Below are 740 nucleotides of genomic sequence, written 5' to 3'. Positions count from 1 at the left end.
GCTGGTACTCACTGACCGCGATCCTCCTCGTCTGTGCCTGCGCGGCCGTGTCGGGAGCGAGGAGCATCGACGAGATCGCCGAGTGGGCGGCGCGGGCCTCGGACCATGTGCTGACGGCCGTCGGAGTCCGACGGCATCCGCTGCGGTGGGGTCGTTCTCCCTCGCGGACGACGATCGGCCGTGTGCTGGCGGCCGTCGATGGTGACGCCCTGGACCGGGCCGTCGGTGCCTACCTCGCCGGCCCGAACCCTGCGGGAACGGCTCCGCAGCAACGGCAGGTGATCGCCGTCGACGGCAAATCGCTGAGAGGATCGGCCCGCCTGTCCGCCGGCCGCAGGCACCTGCTCTCCGCCGTCACCCACCACCGGGCCCTGACCCTCGCCCAGGCGGAGGTCGGAGCGAAGACGAACGAGACCGCGCACTTCCAGCCCCTGCTGGAGCCGCTGGACCTGGGCGGAACTCTCGTCACCTTCGACGCCCTTCACTCGGTGAAGGCGAACGTCACCTGGCTGGTCGAGACCAAGAAAGCCCACTACATCTCGGTGATCAAGGCGAACCAGCCGACCGCATACCGTCAACTCGCCGCCCTGCCGTGGCGGGACATCGCCGTCCAGCACACCACGACCTCCACCGGACACGGCCGCCGCGAGTCCCGCTCGATCAAGACCTGCGGCATCGCGGACCAGCTCGGCGGGATCGCCTTCCCCCACGCCCGCCTGGCCATCCGTGTCCATCGCCGC

At 70.4% G+C, this 740-nt stretch carries 1 protein-coding gene; it reads left to right on the top strand.

What is annotated here, in order from left to right:
- Window positions 1-740 (top strand): ISAs1 family transposase (locus PV350_RS46855; protein WP_500339338.1); only part of this gene is annotated, 740 nt, incomplete at both ends.

This window comes from Streptomyces sp. PA03-6a (assembly GCF_033792765.1).
Lineage (GTDB): Bacteria > Actinomycetota > Actinomycetes > Streptomycetales > Streptomycetaceae > Actinacidiphila.
This window is presented reverse-complemented; position numbering and strand designations above follow the sequence as displayed.